12 protein-coding genes are annotated in these 16,438 nt (G+C 41.6%); all 12 read left to right on the top strand.

Annotated elements, in window-relative coordinates:
- The first annotated feature begins 163 nt into the window (after positions 1–163).
- Positions 164–1,366 (top strand): alginate lyase family protein, encoded by a 1,203-nt coding sequence (locus tag H8796_RS04960; RefSeq protein WP_009001240.1) that lies wholly within the window; start codon positions 164–166, stop codon positions 1,364–1,366.
- A gap of 27 nt (positions 1,367–1,393) precedes the next feature.
- Positions 1,394–2,383, top strand: coding sequence for an alpha/beta hydrolase (locus H8796_RS04955; RefSeq protein ID WP_074556591.1), 990 nt, complete (start codon positions 1,394–1,396; stop codon positions 2,381–2,383).
- Positions 2,384–2,387: 4 nt separating this feature from the next.
- Positions 2,388–3,284: a heparin lyase I family protein gene (locus tag H8796_RS04950; protein ID WP_117932587.1), complete on the top strand. Its 897-nt coding sequence runs from the start codon at positions 2,388–2,390 to the stop codon at positions 3,282–3,284.
- Between the two features lie 165 nt (positions 3,285–3,449).
- Positions 3,450–4,259: an alpha/beta hydrolase gene (locus H8796_RS04945; RefSeq protein ID WP_117932589.1), complete on the top strand. Its 810-nt coding sequence runs from the start codon at positions 3,450–3,452 to the stop codon at positions 4,257–4,259.
- Between the two features lie 251 nt (positions 4,260–4,510).
- Positions 4,511–5,044, top strand: coding sequence for an RNA polymerase sigma factor (locus tag H8796_RS04940; RefSeq protein ID WP_117932591.1), 534 nt, complete (start codon positions 4,511–4,513; stop codon positions 5,042–5,044).
- 38 nt (positions 5,045–5,082) lie between these two features.
- On the top strand, positions 5,083–6,141 hold the full coding sequence (locus H8796_RS04935) for a FecR domain-containing protein (RefSeq protein WP_117932593.1): 1,059 nt from the start codon (positions 5,083–5,085) through the stop codon (positions 6,139–6,141).
- A 225-nt stretch (positions 6,142–6,366) separates the two neighbouring features.
- Positions 6,367–9,651 carry a SusC/RagA family TonB-linked outer membrane protein gene (locus tag H8796_RS04930; protein WP_158570807.1) on the top strand — a complete coding sequence of 1,095 codons (3,285 nt, stop codon included), beginning with the start codon at positions 6,367–6,369 and terminating at the stop codon, positions 9,649–9,651.
- 11 nt (positions 9,652–9,662) lie between these two features.
- Positions 9,663–11,381: a RagB/SusD family nutrient uptake outer membrane protein gene (locus H8796_RS04925; RefSeq protein ID WP_117932597.1), complete on the top strand. Its 1,719-nt coding sequence runs from the start codon at positions 9,663–9,665 to the stop codon at positions 11,379–11,381.
- A 15-nt stretch (positions 11,382–11,396) separates the two neighbouring features.
- Positions 11,397–11,777, top strand: coding sequence for a hypothetical protein (locus H8796_RS04920; protein WP_147340092.1), 381 nt, complete (start codon positions 11,397–11,399; stop codon positions 11,775–11,777).
- An 8-nt stretch (positions 11,778–11,785) separates the two neighbouring features.
- Positions 11,786–12,766, top strand: a complete 981-nt coding sequence (locus tag H8796_RS04915) for a DUF4466 family protein (RefSeq protein ID WP_117932600.1) — start codon at positions 11,786–11,788, stop codon at positions 12,764–12,766.
- A gap of 6 nt (positions 12,767–12,772) precedes the next feature.
- Positions 12,773–14,539, top strand: coding sequence for a hypothetical protein (locus H8796_RS04910; RefSeq protein WP_117932602.1), 1,767 nt, complete (start codon positions 12,773–12,775; stop codon positions 14,537–14,539).
- Positions 14,540–14,550: 11 nt separating this feature from the next.
- Positions 14,551–16,428 (top strand): heparinase II/III family protein, encoded by a 1,878-nt coding sequence (locus H8796_RS04905; protein WP_117932604.1) that lies wholly within the window; start codon positions 14,551–14,553, stop codon positions 16,426–16,428.
- Positions 16,429–16,438 lie beyond the last annotated feature (10 nt).

Below are 16,438 nucleotides of genomic sequence, written 5' to 3'. Positions count from 1 at the left end.
AGTTAAGTAGCAAATATTTTATACTCAACTACTTACTGCTTGGTTGCTTATTTCCTGATTACCTGCTTTTTGCTAACTTACCTCTTACTTGCTTCACTATTAATCTTACCATTACACATCTTATCTTAACCACTCATCTCCACTACTCTAAAAGAATACATTTATGAGACGAATCTTTGCTATATGGGCTCTATGCCTTTGTTGGGGAGTACTGAACGCGGCACCGTTGGGACCGTTTAATGCGACATTGCTCGAGAAGCTGAAGACCGATTATCAGAAAGGCGATAAAGAGGTGACCCAGTACATCGAATTACAGGAAAAGGCGGCAGAGAAATATATAAAGATGTCTCCTCTGTCGGTAACAGCTAAAAAGAAATTACCTCCCAGCAAGGACCCCCGGGATTATATGACTCTATCCCCATACTGGTGGCCGGACTCTACGAAGACAGATGGGCTTCCCTATATCCGTAAGGATGGCGAACGCAACCCGGAAGTTTATGAATACCCTGAACGTGAGAATGCCAACCGTTTTGGCGACGCTGCCTACTGTTTGGGTGTACTCTATTACATCACCGGAAAAGAAGTCTACGCCAAAGCCTGTGCCGATCATTTACGAACATGGTTTACCGACCCGAAATTGGGTATGAACCCCAATATGACTTATGCACAATCCGTTCCGGGAATGAAAAATATGCGTGGTTCGGGCTTCATTGACTCCCGCCGTTTCAGTCGTGCACTGGGAGTTGCCAAATTGATAGAAAGCTCGAAAAGCTGGACTGCCTCGGACAAGAAAAAGCTCGATGACTGGGCTACCGCTTTCTGTTATTGGATGGAGAACAGCACACAGGGACAAAGAGAATCTCATGCTGCCAACAATCATGGCCTGTGGTACGAAGCCATTCACCTGATGGTACTCGCCTATCTGGACCGCACCGACCGCATCCGTGAAGTAGCCGAGCAAAGCATCCTCCCCAAAATGGGTGCACAGATTGCCGATGACGGCTCACTACCCCAAGAACTGGAACGGACGCTCTCCCTGCATTATTCAACTTTCGCTCTCGAAGCTCTGATGGAAGCCAATCAGATTACCAGCCAGATAGGTATCAACTTGTGGAATACTCCGGCCGCCAACGGCAAAGTGGCTTCGCAGGCAGTAGACTATCTGTATCCTTATTATATGAATCCCGAAAGCTGGAAGTTCAAGCAGATTAAACCATTCGACCAGTCGCGTGCCGCCATTCTTCTTTATGAAGCGGGAACGGCATTGGGCAATCAGAAGTACATAGATACGGCAAAGCGCATCGGACTGAAATACAGTACGTCGGATGTAGAAACGATACCGTATCTAATTTTAAAGAAGAAATAAGATTATCCCACCTAATGAAGTGATATCATGAAATTGAAACTGATTTTATGTTTGTGTATGCTGCCGCTTTTTTGCCTTGCCCAGGAAGCGCAACCGCAGCAATTTTCCAATCGCTATGGCATGAAGATGACGCAGAATGAGGACGGCTCCTATGCGCTGCTGTATGCAAAGAAATATGCGAAGTTTATCGATGTGAATACCATTCCCGATGTGATGGTGCCTTATACCTATCAGCCGGACCGTCTGAAAAGCAAGGACTATAAGGGAGTGACTACCAAAGACATTGTGTATAAGAAACATAAGGATTATGAGCTGATACTCACAGTAGACTTTGCAGAGACTGACAAACCCGCTCCGTTCGTGGTCTACATCCACGGAGGTGGATGGGCACGTGGAGATAATGGTTCGTCCAGATCTCTGTCTCAATACCTGGCAAAGCAAAAGGGTATTACAGGTGTACGTGTCTCTTATACACTGGCACCGCAATCCGACGCAACCGTGAAAGTCTCCATTCAAGATATTCTGGATGCTGTGAAATACGTGCAGGAGCATGCTGCCGAATTGAATGTAAATCCTGCCTGTGTCGGCTTCCTGGGCACTTCTGCAGGTGCACACCTGGCGGCAGTTGCTGCCATGACTGTTCCCGGAACGAAAGCACTTGTCGGCTATTCCGGTATCTATGATCTGGAAAAGGCTGCCATCACCATGAAGACAAAAGATGCTCAACGCATCGCTTATTTCTGTGACCGGAACCCGAAAGTCCTGCGCGAAGCATCTCCTATCAATCTCATTCCAAAGAAGAATATCCCTGCTTCCATGCTGGTATGTGGCACGTGTGATGTGACGGTAGAGTGTGAGCAAAGTGAAATGTTTGCATCGGCACTAAAGAAAAAAGGAGGCGTCTGCAACCTGCTGACGTATAAGTATTATGACCACAACGTAAGTTCAAAGACTTCTGATAAGATGGAAGAGATTTTCTTCAAGTCTGTCGATTTCCTGACCACCTATATGAAATAAACGTATGAAAACAGGAATCTTATTCTTAGCCCTCTTTGCCTTTATTGCCTGCTCCAATAGTTCATCCGAAGTGATAGACGACAAGGAACAGCCGAAGCCCGGACAACCGGAACAGCAAGTGGACGGTTCATTAATAGCCGATGGCAACAGCGCGAAAACGTACGACTTGATAAAGCGCTCGGGCTACAACCACGAGGCTCCCGATTCTTCGCGCGAGCATAAAACGGAGCATTTCCAGCATATTCAGCAGGTGCGTGACAATCAGTTGAACAAATATGTATTCGCATTATTTATTCATGCTGCGATAGACGATGACCGCGGTCTGCCGAATATCACAGACCGTCAGCGGAATGAAATAAAAACAGATAATAAATCTCCACAAAGCCTTGTTGGCCAGCAAGGAGAGACAATGGTGTTCCGTTGGAAATTCTGTTTGCCGGCAGGATTTCGTACAACTACCAAATTCTCCCATCTTCACCAGTTGAAAGGCATCGACAACGCATCCGGTACGGCAGACGTCAGCTCTCCGCTCATTACACTGACTGCCTATTCGAATAGTAAGGGCGGACAACAGTTACGTGTGCGCTATGACAAGCGTGGCGAGAGTACTACGACTATTGTCAGCACGGATTTGGCCGACTTCCTCGGTAACTGGGTAGAGGTGGAAGAGAAAGCCCGTTTCGGTGAGGATGGTTCTTATGAAGTAACCATCACGCGCGTGAAAGACGGGAAAGTTCTCTTGAAACTCGATCCCCAGAAGATGGATATGTGGCGCACCGATTGTACGGGACTTCGCCCCAAATGGGGTATCTACCGCTATTTGGGCGAGAACCGTAGCTGGCAAGACCAGTTGCGCGATGAAGAAATCCGTTTCGCCGATTTCTCCATCAAGAAACTTTAGAGAGGGACTTTGTTGTCTATAATGGTGGATCTCCTGTCTGGAAATGTGTTTTCGGGTACATATTCGGGCGGGAGATTGTCGTTTATCTATAGAAATTTACGGTTGATTATTTGCGTGATACAAAAGATGTACATAATTTTGTCTACATCTTAATATGTTAATTATATGAGAACTCGAATTCTTCTTCTGTTATTAGCCTGTGTTGTGTCATTATCAGCACAAACTATTTATAAAGACAAGAAAGATATTTCTTATCTTTTGGAAAATGAAACAGATGCTTATCGTCTGGAACGTTGTAAACTCGATATTTACTACCCGGAGGGTATCAAGGACTTTCCAACTGTTGTCTGGTTTCATGGTGGTGGTCTGACGGGCGGGAGTAAACATATTCCAAGAGAACTGACAGAACAAGGATTTGCAGTAGTAACGGTCAATTATCGGTTAAGTCCGCGTGCTACCAATCCGGCTTACATCGAAGATGCTGCCGAAGCGGTAGCCTGGACATTCAAGCATATCAGCCAATATGGAGGAAATCCGGATAAGATCTACGTATCCGGTCATTCTGCCGGTGGATATCTGACTTTGATGTTGGCACTCGATAAAAGTTATCTGCAAAAATATCAGGTAGATGCCGATAAAGTGGCCGCCTGGTTCCCACTTAGCGGACAGACAGTAACACATTTCACGATTCGGAGTGAACGGAAATTGAAAGACGGCATACCTGTTATCGACGAGTTTGCTCCATTATATCATGCGCACTCGGGAACACCACCGATCTATTTAATAACTGGCGACCGGAATCAGGAACTGGCAGCCCGCTATGAGGAAAATGCCCATTTGTATGCTGTGCTTCGCAGCCTGGGTAACGACCAAGTTTTCTTGCATGAGTTGCAGGGCTTCAATCATGGAAATATGTATGCGCCCGGTTGTTTGTTCATGGTCGATTACATCAAGAAGCAAAAACGCACTTTATAAATAATAAGTTCAGGAAAATAGTCGGCCCAAGTCTACGATAATTAGCGTAGGCTTGGGCTAGTTTGATTATAAATGATTGGTTATCACTTGTAAATTACTATGAGATATTTTTCTTATCATGTACTTTTCTGATTCAACTATTCTTTTGTTCATGGCAAAAAATATATGGGAAACGTTCTCTAAATAATATATTTAAGTAACTTTGCTCCATCTCGAACTCACGTTGAACTTTAAGTTGTTATACTATTGGAATGGGAAAAAGTGCGGATTGGATAAAGGAAGAGAAGTTTAAATCCTTTTTTACTCAATACTACAAAGAACTCTATTATTTTGCTTGTGGATATGTGAAAGATACATGCATTGTAGAAGATATCGTTAGCGAGTCTTTCGTCAAGTTGTGGGCGAATATGGAGAATATTCAGGAACTTGCGATGAGAAGATACCTGCTGCAAACGGTGAAAAATGCCTGTATTGATTATCTGCGGGTCCAGAAAGATTTTTTTCCGGTGGAAGAATGCCATACGCTGGCTGATTTGGATGAGAATCCATTAGAATATCTTATTTCTCAAGAAGATGAATCCCGCATTACTGCTGCAATAAGTGAACTTCCACAACGTTATCAGGAGACTTTAAAACTTAGAAGTTTCGAAAAACTCAAATATAGCGAGATTGCTCAAAAGATGGATATTTCTGTAAATACAGTAAAATCTAATCTGCGTGAAGCGATTCTTATTTTAAGAAAAAAACTGGGAATCTTACTAATCTTTATTTTTTTTCAGATTTAGAACCACCCTTTTTCTAACTTACATCGTCTTTAATATATATGCAAGAAAATAATAACATAGATAGAATAAATGAACTGGTATCTTCTTTTTTCGAGAAAGGATTATCAGAAGAGGAACGGACTGAACTGAAAAAACTGCTGGAAACTCCGGACAATAAACGTTATTTCAGAGAAGTCTACACAATTGAATTGGTTGCCCGAAACATGAAACCCGATAATTATCTGGAGTCTGCCTATGATAGAGTAATGGGTACTATTAAGGAACAATCTCACAACCAGCCTGTGCAGAAGAAAAGATATCTGATGATGTGGAAAAATGTAGCAGCGATTGCTCTCCTTATTCTGTCCTGTTGGGCTGCTTATGAATGGGGAAGTCATAATGACAGTCTTGTTGTAGATGGGATTACAATGGTAAATGCTCCTTTAGGCTCTAAATCTGTCTTAAGTCTGCCGGACGGTTCTGTTGTAACATTAAATTCCGGGAGTAGTATTACATACACAAAATCTTTTGGGAACGAGGAGCGAAAGATTGAACTACACGGAGAAGCCTTTTTGGAAGTGCAGAAAGATAAGAAGCCATTTATTGTTTCTGCCAAGGGAACAGAAATAACAGTGTTGGGAACCAGTTTTAATGTGAAAGCCTACGATGATGAGGATATTGTGGAAACGACCTTAGTCAGAGGTTCCGTAAAAGTGAAACCCGATGCAGGGCGGGACATTCCCGAAGTTTATCTAAAACCAAATGAAACAGTTTTGATTTGTAAGAAAAATAAGGAAGATATACAGGTCGAATTCCGAAAGGATGTGAATACTCTCTTATATACATCATGGAAAGATCCTAAGTGGATTATCCAAAAAGAGACAATGGAGAGTATAGTAAAGAAACTTGAACGTAAATATAAAGTACAGATAAGTATCGAAGACGAACTGTTGAAACACTACAAGTTTACAGGAATCCTGATGGACGAAACGATACAACAAACGCTTGACTTAATGAGAGACACTGCACCTATTGACTATGCATGGGAACAGGGAATCATTAAAATCAGAGTGGACAAGAAACGAAGCAAAGACTTTGAAAAGATAATGAACGATTGACCTTAAAATGTTTAACTTTATAAATTAATATGACGCCTATGAGACACATCTGACTAGAAAAAATGTAAGGCCGAAGAAAAGGGCAATTCCTTCGACCTTAATTAAATTGTCCTAATCACTAATTATTAAAAACAATTTATTCACAAAGATATGAAAAAATATCTGAAAGTAAAATTCTTGGGTTCAAGAATTACAGGCTTCCTATGTCTATTTTGTTGCCTTATAATGTTCGCTTTTGAATGTTATGGACAACAGACAAAACGGGAAAAAATTACCTTGAGTGTTGTTAACCTCCCTGTTAGAGAAGTAATCAGAAACATCGAAAAGCAGACTGATTATCGTTTCTTCTATTCGGAGAATCTGAAAGATCTGGATAAACCGGTTTCTATCAAATGTGAGAATGTAGGAATAGAATCCGCCATGCAGAAGATTTTATCCGGCACCTCTTTAGATTATAAGATAAATGAAAACCGGGTTGTTTCAATTGTTCCTAAAACTCAATCGAAAGAAAGACCAGAACGATTGACCGGTTCTATCGTTGACGAAAAAGGAATTCCTTTGATTGGTGTGTCTGTACTAATAAAAGGCTCTTCACAAGGCACTATCACTGATATTGACGGAAAATTTCATCTTGACAATGTAGATCCTTCTTCAACGGTTGTCTTTTCGTATATAGGTTATGAAACAATTGAAAAACCTGTAAATGGGAAAAGAGAATTAGCCGTTATCCTGAAGGAAAATTCTCATTTACTGAAAGAAGTAGTAGTTGTTGGTTATGGTGCACAGCGAAAAGTAAACTTATCGGGAGCGGTATCAATGGTATCCGTTGATGAGCAACTATCCGGCAGGTCTATTTCAAGCACTTCTACTGCATTAAGTGGATTGGTACCGGGATTGATGGTGCAGCAGTCCAGCGGTATGGCAGGGAAGGATGGGGCTACTTTGAGAGTACGCGGACTGGGAACTGTCAACAATTCTGTTCCTCTGATTGTAGTTGACGGTATCCCTGACATAGAGATAGACCGGATTGATATGAATGACATAGAAAGTATTTCTGTATTGAAAGACGCTTCCTCGTCAGCAGTATATGGTTCCAGAGCAGCCAATGGCGTTATTTTGATTACAACCAAAAAAGGGAAATCAGGGCGGGTAAACGTGAATTATTCAGGTAATTTCTCCGTTGGAAAAGCGACCGGTTTCTATGATTTTTTAGCAGACTATCCAAGGGCACTGACGTTGCATAACCAAGCAGCGACAAATGGTAATAGTGGAGCTATTTATAAAGATGGAACAATTGATGAATGGATGGCGAAGGGAATGGTCGATCCGCTGTTGTATCCTAATACTGATTGGTGGGATGTCATCTTCCGCTCTCCTTTTACACAGAATCACAGTTTGTCTGCTACGGGTGGAAATGATAAGGGAACTTATTATCTGTCTATCGGTTTATTAGATCAGGAAGGATTGATGATTAATAACGATTACAGACGCTATTCTTTCCGTGTTAATGTAGATCAGAAAATTGGCAACCATTTTAAAGTAGGTCTGAATGCCGCAGGGCAATGGTCGGATCAGGTATATCCCCTAGATGAAGGATTACTTTCTTACGGGAATGCTTCAACATGGGAAATGGTCAGAACAGTGGCAGGTATCTTACCGCAACATCCGGTGACAGGGGAGTATGGTGGGGCTATGGCCTATGGTGAAGATATTTTGGCCAGTAACCTTTTGGCAAAATATAGTATAAACAACAATAAGCTGGAACGCAAAGACTTTAATGGTATGGCTTTTTTGGAGTGGAAACCTGTATCGTTTCTCCAGTTTAGGGCAGATTATGGTTTGACTTACCGGAATGACTTTACAAAATCATGGAGTATGCCTACTATCTTACAGAACTTTCAAACAGGCTTAGCTGGTTATGAAACTGTAACTAAGAGTACCGGCATCACAGATTACACACGCGAACGTACGAAGACAATCCTGAACCTGCATGCTATCTACAATCAGGAAATCTTCAGCGGGCATAATCTGCGCTTCCAGTTTATATATTCTGAAGAATATTGGCATGAAAGATCACAAAGTAGTTCCCGTAATGACAGGTTTCACCCGAATCTGACTGAAATAGACGGTGCGGGAGTGACCACTCAATCTACAGGCGGTTCGTCTAGCAAAGAGGGGTTACGTTCTATTGTGACTAAATTGAACTACGATATACTCGATAAGTATATGCTACAGGCATTGATACGTTGGGATGCATCGTCCAAGTTCTCCAAAGGTCACCAATGGGGAACATTCCCTTCTGTATCTGCTGCGTGGCGTTTCTCGGAAGAAGGATTTTTTGAACCTTTAAAGGATATTGTATCTAACGGAAAAATCAGAATGTCTTGGGGGAAAGTCGGAAATAATTCAGGGGTAGACCGTTATTATCAGAAAGATACATATAGTTCTTACCCATATACGTTCGGAAATAATGTATTGGTGGAAGGTTATGCTCCTTATAAATTGATTGACCCCAATTTTACCTGGGAATCTACTGCTATGACAAATCTGGGATTGGAACTTTCTTTCTTCAACAATCGCTTGAAGATGGAACTGGACTTATATAATAAACTGACTACAAGTATGATTCGTCCGGGACAAGTATCCAGGTTATTGTCGGGGCTGGAAGCACCCGACAGGAATATCGGAGAGATGAGAAACAGGGGAGCGGAGATTTCTCTTTCCTGGCAAGATCAGATTGCTGATTTCTCTTATGGTGTTGGTATCAACTATTCATATAATAAGAATAAACTGCTTAAATGGAATGAACGATTGGGACGCGGAGATAAGTTCCTGGGTTATCCTTACGAGATGGTCTATACCTACAAAGCGATCGGAATTGTACAAACGTGGGAAGAGGTGGCCAATGCTCCTTACCAAAGTGATAACTTAGCTCCGGGAGATCTTTTGATGGAAGACATCAATGGTGACGGAATGATTGACAGTAATGATAAAGTGGCTATGCCCAATATTATGCGCTACATTCCGACAAGTGACTTTAGTATAAGTTTCAATGCAGATTGGAAAGGATTCGATTTGAGTATGCTTTTCCAGGGAAATGCGGGACGAAAGAATTTCTGGCTGGATAATTTCAATAATGTAAATGTATATACTTCTCGTTATGCTTTCCAGGAGCATCATTTGGATACTTGGTCACCTGATAACCGGGGAGCGAAATTTCCACGTCTGACATCGGGGAGTAATGGTGGATTTAATCAGGAACAATCTACGTTCTGGTTATACTCATGTGACTATATCCGATTGAAGAATATCCAGTTAGGATATAGAATACCGTCAAAGATTCTCAAAAATATAGGTGTAAACTCCGTGCGCATACATGTATCAGCAGAGAATCTGTTTACGATAACCAAATGGCCGGGATTGGATCCGGAGAAACTTCCTAAAAGTGGTTCGGAGATTCCTTACCCGCTTATGAAAAACTATTCTTTAGGTATAAATATAACGCTTTAAAACGATATAGTATGAAAAGAGCTATGAGAGATATATTATTGCTGGTTGTCTTGTTGGTACAGACAAGCTGCATTGATAATCTGCTGGATTATCCGGCTACTACCAAGATCAGTGCAGATACATTTTGGGAGACTACCGAGGATGCGGAGAAAGGGGTAAATGCCGTTTATAATGCCATGCGTAATGCATTTGGATTATTTTATAGACTGGATTGTTATCCGAATGCTGACCTGGTTTATTTTCAAAATGCAAATAGCCAGTCAATCACTTCTGATTATTGGAATAAATGCTATGCTTCTGTCAACCGGGCTAATAATGCTATCATGCAATTACGCAGAATGCAGGGAGAAGCTGTGACTGATAAAGAACTTAATCTTTTGAGACGTTATGAAGGAGAAGTCCGCTTTATCCGTGCCCTTCATTATGCATTGATGATTGATTTGTATGGTGATATACAATATTTGGACCATGTGCCTACACAAGAAGAAGCCTATTCTATTGCTAGAACGCCTATTGTGCAGGTGAAAGATTTGATTTTCGAAGACTATGACTATGCTATATCGGTACTTCCGGTTTCGTATGAATCGAGTGAAGACCAGGGGCGGGCAACCAAAATAGCCGCTTATGCTTTTAAGGGGAAGTTAGAACTGTTTTGGGCTAGCTGGAAAAAGAACGGACGTCCGGAAGTCGACAATTTCCAGCAAAGTGAGTCGGAAGCCAATGAATATTATGAAAAGGCTATCGGTAATTTCAAGGAGGTAATGAAACCTGCCTACAATCTTCAATTATTTAAGGATGGTGCTCCCGGAGAGTATGTGAATCCCAACTATCTTCAACTCTTTACACTGGAAAATGAAAAATGCTCGGAAGTCATCTTCTCTCTTCAGTACGGAGGACCCAATATCGGGCAGGGAGAAGAGTTTGTCAAAATCTTCGGAAACCGCAGTGTACTCAATGGATGGGCAAACATGCAGCCGACAAATTATTTGGTAAATTTATATCAGAGTACCAAAACAGGTGATTATGTTGACCCTATAATTCTGAACAAAAACCAGAATCTGGCAAATGGATCAGCTAACCCTAAAACATATGAAGGACGTGATTACCGGATGCGCAGTACTATTGTATGGAACGGGCAGAAGATGCGTACAATCACTCCTGACGGAATGACTATTGGAGACAGCCTGGCTTTTATGTTTGGTAATAAGAATGGGTATCTGGATTATAATGATAGTAGGACGGGATATATGTTCCGCAAGTTTGTCAGACAGTATGCGGGCTATTCAAGATCTAACGGACCGCAGGATTTTTATCTGATGCGTTTGCCGGATGTCTGGTTGATGTATTGTGAAGCAATGAATGAACTTCATGGCCCGTCGGATGAATTGTACAACCTGATTGACAAGATCAGGGGACGGGGAAAACTCCCTGCACTGGATCGTAATAAATTTAAGACGAAGGATACTTTTTTTGATGCGATCAAACAGGAAAGAGCTATCGAATTTGTGGCAGAGGGGCAACGGTTCTTTGACCTTAGGAGGTGGCGCCTTGCAGAAACAGTTTGGGATTACCCCAATGGCCGGGAACTACGCAGCACTTTGAATGATTTTATTCAAGATCAGTATAAGAATGCAACAGACCGTACTTTCCCAAGATATTACATTTACAATATACCGGAGGATGAGCGGGTACTGAATCCTAATCTGACTCAAAATAAACCATGGTTGTAATTAAAACATAGATAAATGAAAACACATATCATATTAATGGTAAAAGTATTATTCCTTGCCATCGTTATGGGAGCTTGTGATACCGATGAAGAAGTGTATCAGGTAACGGACCGGACGGATGCTTATATAAGTTCTGTGCAATTATATACGGCAGATAATCGCAATGTTGCTACACAAGTGACGATTGATGATGTAAATGGGATTATTAATGTGGAAGTCAAGAATGGAGTGAATTTAGCCCATCTAAAACCTCGTTGTTCTTTGGCTCCCGAGGCAACTATCACTCCTAAAATGGGAGTATGGACTAACTTTAGCGCAGCTGTGAAGTATACCGTTATTTCTGGAAGTGGAGAGGTATATAAGGAATATGAGATTATTGTTGTTGAAAAGGAATAAGGAAAGATATGAAAAAGATAATTTGGTTTTCGCTGTATTTACTGCTGTATACTGTTACAGTGGTGTTCTATTCGTCTTGTTCTGACGATGAAAGCCCTTTGAGAAATGATCTCTTACGGAAAGATGCAGGCCCGGTTCTGGTGGGAAATACATTAGAGTTTGCCTATGCGATAGGGTCTACTGACGGTACTTCGATAAAGGCTGTAGAGATAACAGCATCCTTTCCGGGTGCCGAAGGAACGGGAATTGCCATGAATAGCAGATATACCAATCCTAATAACGGAGAAGAAGAGGAAGTGCGTATTGCTACAGAAACAAGTACCGAAGGAACAGTCTCCAAGGCTTATATTGTTGATACGATCGCTGCAACTATACGCTATTTTTATGTAGTGCCTAAAGAAGCCAGAGGAAATAAGATAAGGTTTCATTTTCGTAGTATAACCGAAGGTGGTGAGGCTACTATTCAGTCTCCTGAATATACAGTGAGTAGTGTGGAAATCTTTAAGAATCTGTCATTGTCGTCCGGTGAGAGGAACTGTTTTTCTTTGGAGACAATGCAATCTTATTCCGTGGCTCAAGTAGAGGAATTGGGTATTGCCGACAAGATTGATTTTATATATACGTTTAAATCGACGATGGGTTCCGGATGGTCATTTGCTCATGGACTGGTGGCCCCGTCCAATGAGAAAGGATATTTATATCCTGTTGAAATCCCGTCGGGAGCAACCAACCGCACTTTGATGGAGAAAAGGTATTGGCCTGATGGTCAACTAAAGACTAGTGGCGTGCCTACGATATACGTCGATGAGATTGATCTGCGCCAGGCGGCGTTGGATGGAGTTACTACACATGCTTATGAGTTAGGACAAGATCAGGGAGTGCTGATAAAGAGTCATGATCAGAAGTATATCGCCTATTTGTATATCAACGAGACAAGCAGTAACCTGCAACGTATGAATTTTGCGATAAAGCGTTTAACTTTAAAATAGTCTGATATGAAAAACTATATAAAAGATATATATCTGTTAATCATCTTTCTTTTTGCTGCGATGGCTTGTAGTGACAATGAAGAGTTGATAAAGAAAGATGAACCGGGAGAAGTGATACCGCCGGTCGTGGTAGAGCCCGTAACCGTACTGGATGAGCATTTTGATGATAAAAATAAGTATTTGACATCCGGTGGACAGCCGTTTCCTTCTTTTTTCTCTAATGGTTATTTTGAGAGAGTCGTATCCGATGAGGTTATTCAGGATTTGAGTTTGAAGGTGTTTTTGACACAATGTCAGTTGGAACCGGATGCCCCTGGTGTTTCAGTGAATGGCACTACGACCTCGGACGGACGTATTTTGCTGGATGCCAATACCGGAGCTATAGAGACAGGATTGCTAGGCAGTGTTTCAAAAGTATCATTGGTAGCGGCTAACGCTTCGGCTAATAATACGGGAACTAAAGTCGTATTAATGATTAAGGCAAAAGGAGGAAATTGGGAAGTTTATGCTAAAAGCCCGGTTCTTTCAGGCACCAATGCTTATGAATGGGTATTGGATAGGAAAATAATGAAATATCCTATTTATGTGAAGGTTGTTGCAGATGAGGCAGCTTCTTCAACTGCCTTGGCAATCTATGATTTTAGCCTGGAAGGAACTTTGTGTGAATCTCCTGTTGACCCGGGGCCATCTCCGGAAAACACATTGTTCAACGAAGGATTTTATAATGATGGTGAAGGTATAAAAATCTTTAAGGCTAGTGACGGCTCGGCTTTCCCCGGAGGAACTTGGAATACTAAAGACGGGCACTTTGAGAGAACGATAGGAGAACAAACATTGAAAGTACAACTGCATGGATGTCGTATTGACTATACAGAGAACAGAATTTCAATCTATGGAGAGAGTACCTCTAAAGGACGTTTGCAGATAGGAACAGGGGGCGGATATATTGAATTTCCTGTACTGGGTTCTATTAGTAAAATCTCTTTGGCTCTTTCTGCCGGAACTGCCGGAGATGTTGCTACCCGTGCTTTGATACAATACCGGGATAAGGGAACTACTGACTGGAAAGACCTTGCCATGAGTGAAGATATTACAGCAAATTCGCCTATGAAGTGGGTACTGAACGATGTTTCTGCCAATCCGGTAGCTATTCGCATCATGCAAGATCCGGCTATTACTAAGGGAAATTCGTTGGCTATTTATGATTTAGTGATAGAGGGTGTGACGGACTTGTTGCCGGAAGAAGCAGTTGACATCACTTTAATGGATGAAAGGTTTAGAGATTTGGCTATCTATGTGGTAACGGAGACAGGACAGGCACCGGATCGATACACTTTCTATGAAAAGTTGCATTATGATCGCGTAGTGGAAGGAAGGACTTTACGTACTAAGATTTATCAGGGACGTGTCCAGAATACAACCCAACCACCAGCGAATGCGAATGGTGCGACACAAGGGCGTCTGTTATTAAAGAATTTTGCTGATGGTGGTGCTTTGGAAACTCCTATTTTCGGTAGAGTTAAGTCGATAGTCGTGAAGATAATTGCAGCAGATACCGGGCAGAAAAGTAAAGCCATACTTCAGACAAAAGGCGTAGGCGATGAAGAATGGACGGATTATGCCGTTACTGATGAGGTAGATGAAACAACAGTTTTGTCATGGGAGTTAGAGAATGTTTCGGATGAACCTGTTGCATTGCGGATTATACAGCATCCTGATTACACTCATAATATGGGTATTTATAATCTCACAATAGAAGGTACACTTTATTAATCAGATACAATATGAGAACAATTAAATTTCTATTATTATACATACTTCTATCCCTCGTTGGAGGGATAGAAGCAAATGCCCAGTTGAAGCATTTGGATAAAACAGCGAATTTTGGAGAGCATCCCCGATTACTGTTATTTGATAGTGATATTCAACAAATAAAAAGTAATATTGAAAAGAATGAACTATGGCGGAAGATAGATGATGTCATTCAGTCGGAAGCTCGTAAACTCTTTGAAGTGGATGCTTTGAAGAGAGTACAGAAAGGACGTAGAATTCTGGAGGTTTCACGTGAGGCTTTGCGGAGGATCTTTTATCTGTCTTATTCCTATCGCATGACTTCGGATGAACGATTTAAAGCGAGGGCAGAGAAAGAAATGCTGGCCATTGCTGGTTTTGAAGACTGGAATCCTTCTCACTTCCTGGATGTGGCAGAAATGACCTTGGCTATGGCAATCGGTTATGACTGGTTATATCGTGATTTGCCGGAGTCTTCAAAAAGTGAAATCAAAGAAGCCATTATCAAGAAAGGAATAGACACCTCATTCAGTACAGATAACAATAGTTGGCTTTCTTCCGGTCATAACTGGAACCAAGTGTGCAACACCGGAATGGCCTATGGAGCCATAGCAGTTTATGAAGATATACCGGAAATAGCAAAAGTAGTCGTAGATAGAGCTATCTCTTCTATCGCTTTACCAATGAAGGGATATGCTCCGGATGGTGCTTATCCCGAAGGGTTTACCTATTGGTCTTATGGTACCAGTTTCAATGTGCTGTTCCTGTCTGCTATTGAAAAACTCTTTCATACTGATTTCGGGCTGTCTTCAATGGAAGGTTTTCTGCCTTCTGCCTATTTCATCGAGAATATGATAACTCCTTCGAAAGAAAGTTTTAATTACGGCGACAGTGGTGATGCCACTTCTTTGAATCCTACTCTTTTTTGGTTTGCAGATAAGATGCGTGATTCGACTGTGTTGTGGAGTCAATATTATTACCTGACTAAAAAGAAAAGCAGTTCATTTACAAAAAACAGAATCCTTCCAGCATTGATGATATGGGGAAAGAACATCGACCTGGACCGTATTCTTCCACCATCCCGGAATTTATGGGTTGGACAGGGTGTAACTCCGGTAGGTTCTATGAGAACTTCCTGGACAGATTCCAATGCCATCTTTGTCGGACTTAAAACCGGACGTGCCGGAGCCAACCATTCCCATATGGATATAGGGTCATTTATCATGGAAGCAGATGGAGTGCGCTGGGCAATCGATCTTGGACCACAGGATTATACTTCTTTAGAAACGATAGGAATTGATTTGTGGAACAGAAAGCAGAATTCACAGCGATGGGATGTTTATCGATATAATAACTTCTCCCATAATACATTGGCATTTGATAAGAAAAAACAAGATGTAGGCGGATATACCCGTATTAATAGCTATGGCGATTCTCCCGGATTCATGCATCTTATTTCGGACTTGACGAATGCGTATAAAGGGCAGGTGAAATCTTGCTGGAGAGGGATTGCCATTGTTGATAATCGCTTTGTGGTAGTGCAGGATGAAATCGAGTCATTGGATAAAGCGACAGAATTGACTTGGTCAATGGTTACCAAAGCCACTGTCAGAAAACTGGATGATTACAGTCTGGAACTGACTGAAGGGACGAAGAAAATGATTTTCAGAGTAGAGACTAATCAGAAAATCAAACTGAAAACTGCTCCTGCTAAATCTTCCAATTCTTACGATGCTCCTAATGATGGTGTAACCATAATTGGTTTTGAAACTCTAATACCTGCCTCTACGCAGGTGAACTATTGTGTGAAACTGATCCCACAGAAAGCAAAGGCGAAGTATAAAACAACTCCGTTGAAAGAGTGGAAGTAAAATATTAAAA

Origin of the sequence: Bacteroides sp. M10, from assembly GCF_014334015.1 — a bacterium.
Taxonomy (GTDB): Bacteria; Bacteroidota; Bacteroidia; order Bacteroidales; family Bacteroidaceae; genus Bacteroides; species Bacteroides intestinigallinarum.
This window is presented reverse-complemented; position numbering and strand designations above follow the sequence as displayed.

Coding starts and splice junctions, on each gene's coding strand:
- H8796_RS04940 (WP_117932591.1), top strand. CDS start 4,511: ATGGGAAAAAGTGCGGATTGGATAAAGGAAGAGAAGTTTAAATCCTTT.
- H8796_RS04910 (WP_117932602.1), top strand. CDS start 12,773: ATGAAAAACTATATAAAAGATATATATCTGTTAATCATCTTTCTTTTT.
- H8796_RS04930 (WP_158570807.1), top strand. CDS start 6,367: ATGTTCGCTTTTGAATGTTATGGACAACAGACAAAACGGGAAAAAATT.
- H8796_RS04925 (WP_117932597.1), top strand. CDS start 9,663: ATGAAAAGAGCTATGAGAGATATATTATTGCTGGTTGTCTTGTTGGTA.
- H8796_RS04955 (WP_074556591.1), top strand. CDS start 1,394: ATGAAATTGAAACTGATTTTATGTTTGTGTATGCTGCCGCTTTTTTGC.
- H8796_RS04915 (WP_117932600.1), top strand. CDS start 11,786: ATGAAAAAGATAATTTGGTTTTCGCTGTATTTACTGCTGTATACTGTT.
- H8796_RS04960 (WP_009001240.1), top strand. CDS start 164: ATGAGACGAATCTTTGCTATATGGGCTCTATGCCTTTGTTGGGGAGTA.
- H8796_RS04935 (WP_117932593.1), top strand. CDS start 5,083: ATGCAAGAAAATAATAACATAGATAGAATAAATGAACTGGTATCTTCT.
- H8796_RS04905 (WP_117932604.1), top strand. CDS start 14,551: ATGAGAACAATTAAATTTCTATTATTATACATACTTCTATCCCTCGTT.
- H8796_RS04945 (WP_117932589.1), top strand. CDS start 3,450: ATGAGAACTCGAATTCTTCTTCTGTTATTAGCCTGTGTTGTGTCATTA.
- H8796_RS04950 (WP_117932587.1), top strand. CDS start 2,388: ATGAAAACAGGAATCTTATTCTTAGCCCTCTTTGCCTTTATTGCCTGC.
- H8796_RS04920 (WP_147340092.1), top strand. CDS start 11,397: ATGAAAACACATATCATATTAATGGTAAAAGTATTATTCCTTGCCATC.